At 46.3% G+C, this 4,417-nt stretch carries 4 protein-coding genes; all 4 read left to right on the top strand.

Features of this window, described 5'->3' with window-relative positions:
* Positions 1-284: 284 nt before the first annotated feature.
* A complete protein-coding gene (gene nrdJ, locus EKM96_RS10425) occupies positions 285-2,534 on the top strand; it encodes a ribonucleoside-triphosphate reductase, adenosylcobalamin-dependent (protein WP_125643355.1) in 2,250 nt (749 codons plus the stop codon).
* Between the two features lie 166 nt (positions 2,535-2,700).
* Positions 2,701-2,976: a hypothetical protein gene (locus EKM96_RS10420; protein WP_008210697.1), complete on the top strand. Its 276-nt coding sequence runs from the start codon at positions 2,701-2,703 to the stop codon at positions 2,974-2,976.
* Positions 2,977-3,076: 100 nt separating this feature from the next.
* Positions 3,077-3,613, top strand: coding sequence for a cob(I)yrinic acid a,c-diamide adenosyltransferase (locus EKM96_RS10415; protein WP_071665521.1), 537 nt, complete (start codon positions 3,077-3,079; stop codon positions 3,611-3,613).
* A gap of 14 nt (positions 3,614-3,627) precedes the next feature.
* The gene (locus tag EKM96_RS10410) at positions 3,628-4,287 is read left to right on the top strand and encodes a FadR/GntR family transcriptional regulator (RefSeq protein ID WP_071665520.1); all 660 of its coding nucleotides are present in this window, start codon (positions 3,628-3,630) and stop codon (positions 4,285-4,287) included.
* Positions 4,288-4,417 lie beyond the last annotated feature (130 nt).

Raw genomic sequence — 4,417 nt, 5'->3', positions numbered from 1 at the left:
ATTGGCGAACACCGATTGAGATCTTTTTGCGTGATCTGCGTTACTAAATTTGTTCAAGTTATTTCTTGCAATCTGCCATTTTTAAACCCAAAATATTTTTTATCCACGCCAAGCCTTGTCGCCTCGCGGTTCATCGGTTCATCTGACGATTTCTCTTAGGCGCAATATATTGCTTATCAGTCCGCATCGAGATACTATATATAGTGTCGAATCGATCAAAAGCGACTGAAACAAAGTCAATATGAGTACAAGAAATACTTATGAAAAGTACGGGAGGAATCGTTATGCAAGCAATGAAACTTTCATCAGTTTCACTATCTGATGAATTTATAAATCGAGTAAAAAGCGAAATCACACCGCACTGGGGCGAATTAGGCTGGGTTACATATAAGAGAACTTACGCCCGTTGGATCCCAGAGAAGCAGCGGACAGAGAACTGGGACGAAACCGTTAAGCGGGTTGTCGAGGGCAATATCAACCTCGACCCACGACTTCACCAAAACAATGTGGATCCCCAAGTAGTCAGTGAATTAACCGACGAAGCCAAGAAGCTTTACAAATTAATCTACGGCCTTGCTGCCACCCCATCAGGTCGAAACCTGTGGATCTCAGGAACCCCTTATGAGGCTCGCAACGGAGATGCCCTGAACAACTGTTGGTTTATCGGCATTCGCCCACAACCATACGGTGACAGCCACATTATGCCCGAATATTTGAAGAAGGATCAGCCAGCCGTTTCAATGCCATACTCCTTCATGTTTGACCAATTAATGAAGGGCGGCGGTGTCGGTTTTTCTGTCGTTAAAGAAAACGTTCATAAGATTCCGTTGGTCAACAACGAAGTCAACTTAACCATCGTGATTGACAAGAATAGTAAATCCTATGATGCTTCCCTCAAAATGGGGGCCGTTGACAAGGACGCCTACTTTGAGAAGCATTCAATTACCGATGCAGCTTACTATCGCCTGCCCGATACCCGCGAAGGCTGGGTTCTTTCAAATGCGCATCTGATTGACCTGCACTTTGCTTCAACTAATCCAAAGGGTCAAAAGAACCTGGTTCTTGATATGAGTGACATCCGTGAAAAGGGTGCTAAGATCAAGGGCTTTGGTGGAACTGCCTCTGGTCCAATGCCGCTCATTGAAATGCTATTTGACATTAACAAGATTTTGAACGCCCGCGTTCGTCGTCACTTGTCATCCGTTGACATGACCGATATTGGCAACATGATTGGTAAGACCGTTGTTGCCGGAAACGTTCGCCGTTCTGCCGAATTAGCATTGGGCTCCGCCGATGATGAGGATTTCATCACCATGAAGCAGGACCAAGAAAAGCTCATGCATCACCGTTGGGCTTCTAACAACAGTGTTGCCGTTGACTCAAAATTCAGCAATTACGGCCCAATCGCCGATTCCATTCAACATAATGGCGAACCCGGCATCGTGAACTTGGAATTATCCAAGAACTACGGCCGGAAAATCGACGGCTTGCAAAAGGACATCGATCCAAACGTTGAGGGGACTAACCCATGTGGTGAAATTTCACTTTCAAACGGTGAACCATGTAACCTCTTTGAAGTCTTCCCTTACGTTGCCAGCCAGCAAAATTGGGACCTCGATGAAGCCTTTGCTTTGGGGACTCGTTTCTCCAAACGGGTTACTTTCAGCCCATACGACTGGGAAGTTTCTCGTAAAGCAATCAAGAAGAATCGCCGGATTGGTATCTCAATGTCCGGGATTCAAGACTGGATTTTAAGCGAATTAGGTAACCGGGTCGTTGTTGGTTACGAAGAAGCCAAGGATCCTGAAACCGGCGAAGCAATCAAGAAGCCGATTTACGACAAACGTGCGGTTAAAATGGTTGATGGTTTATACAAGGCCGTTGTGAAAGCTGATAAGGACTACTCAGATGAACTAGGCTGCAACACCTCCCTCAAACACACAACCGTTAAGCCATCAGGGACCGTTGCTAAATTAGCCGGCGTTTCGGAAGGCATGCACTTCCACTACGCCCCTTACCTGATTCAACGAATCCGGTTCCAAGATTCTGATCCGTTGCTGCCAGCATTGAAAGCTTGCGGCTACCACGTTGAAAAGGACGTTTACTCCAAGAACACCATGGTTGCTGAATTCCCAATCCGCGCTGCTCACGCTGACAGCAAAGCCTTTGCTTCAGCTGGGAACGTTTCGATTGCTGAACAATTTGCCACCCAGGCATTCCTGCAGACTTACTGGTCCGATAACGCGGTTAGCTGTACCGTTACATTCCAACCAGATGAAGGCGACCAGATTGCCCCACTGATGAAGCAGTACCGCTTCACCACTAAGTCAACGTCGTTATTGCCTTACGTTGGTAACGAATTCAAGCAAGCTCCTAAGGAACCAATCGAGCCAAAAGTTTACGAAGAAAAGGTCATGCAGATCCACGGTGACGTTCAACGGACATTTGAACAGTTGAGCGGTAACCATGATCAAAAGGGTGCCGAAATTATCGGTCAAACCGACTGTGAAGGCGGCGCCTGCCCAATTAAGTAATAATGATCTTTTAAATTTGAATCATCCAATCACCCATTTTACGGCGGTGATCCAAGAACGGAAATCTGACCAAAGGTTTCCGTTTTTGTTTGGCGAAAACCCGTCCTGGGCGCTTGACGGTCGCGATTAGCAGCGTTAAATTACCATTATGTGAGGAGGTAATCATTTGAACCCATTCAAGAAGACGGAAAAACAGCGTGAGGAGTTTCTTCGCAATATTCGCTTTATCGACAAATCCGTGTTTGGCACGTACACGCCCGACCCGCAAAATTCCCCTCGAGAAGAACAACGCCGGATTAAATCAATCAACCGCGAATACCATCACGAAATTCGGCGGGAAAAGGGCGAAATGCGGATTCTCCATTTTAAATTATTTATGATGGGCCACGAGCGCCTTTCTGCATTTGTGCAGGCAATCATTACCGGTCGGCAGCCTCATTAGGTGCCACAAATTTTTCATTTTCCAAAATTAATTATCGCAAAATGCGCAAAATTAGCTTATGATAAATCTACTGACCCTTACATCCAAAGGAGCGACACACATGGTAAAAATCTACACTAAAGTCGGTGATCACGGTAAAACCAAGCAGGTCACCGGTCGAATGGTCCCAAAGTATGACTTACAGATTGAAGCGCTTGGGGCCATCGATGAACTGGACTCTTGGTTGGGTTATGTGATCTCAATCTTGTCACCCAAAGCTCAAGAATTAGCGCCTAAACTTAATCTCATCCAGCACAACCTTTACGAACTGCAAGCGGACATCACCGTCAAGCGCCACCATGAAATTACTGACGAGAAGACCAAGCAGTTAGAGACCGAAATCGATGCCATCATGGCCAAATTACCTGTAATCAAAGCGTTTATCCTCCCTGGTGGTAACCCGTCAGGGGCCGCGTTGCAGTATGCCCGGGCATTAGCTCGGAAGGCCGAACGATTAGTCGTTGAACTCAACGATAAGGCCCAGCCATTGAATGAAGAAATTCTCGAATATCTGAACCGGCTTTCAGACTATCTATTTGCATTAGCTCGTTATGCCAACTTGTTGGAAGGTTATGACGAGGAAAAAAGTAAGCTTTAATGAGGTGTTAGGAAGTGCCAACCATCCAGAACAATCAATCAAAGTCCCAGAGTTTAGCGGATAAGGTTTCCCAGGAAATCGAAGCCGCCATCTTAAACCACGAATTAGCAGTTGGTGATCGGCTCCCCACCGAACCGAACTTAATGGCGCAATACAATGTCGGCCGTTCAACAATCCGCGAAGCTATCAAAGTACTCGCCAACCTCGGCTTAATCGAGGTTATTCAGGGAAAGGGCACCACCGTAATCCACGACACCCTGCCCGACCCAACCATTTCAAAAGCGTTACGGGAAGCGCCGGCAATTGAAGCCTACGAAGCCCGCAAGGCCTTGGAAATCAGCATCGTCAACCTTGCCTGCCTGAACCGGAACGCAACCGATTTGAAGGCCCTGGGCTATTATCTCGAAATTCGGGCGGCAGCTGCCAAACGTCATTCAATCGAAGCCTATCGTCAGGCGGACGAAAAATTTCACGAAGCAATTATTGAAGCCGCCCATAACAGCGTGATTGCGACAATTTACGAACACTTTTGGCAGTCATTCAACGATCGCTTCGGTAAGCAGTTTATCGAGCTTAAATTTCACAGTGATCAGCCCATCATTCATCAAAACATTTTAAAAGCCATTGAACAGCAGGATGTGCACCTTGCAATCCAGTGGAGGCAAATTCTATAATTAATCCGAACAGAAATTAAAAAGCCCAAAGCAATCACTTACAATGGTAGTAGCTAATTCCAACCAATATAGGGAGTGATTACTTTGGGTACATCTACTTTATCACGTTTTCAACGTGGCGCACTAGCAC

It is taken from the genome of Levilactobacillus tangyuanensis (assembly GCF_003946545.1).
Lineage (GTDB): Bacteria > Bacillota > Bacilli > Lactobacillales > Lactobacillaceae > Levilactobacillus > Levilactobacillus tangyuanensis.
Note: the sequence above shows the minus strand (reverse complement) of the source record. Positions and strands in the feature narration are given on the sequence as shown.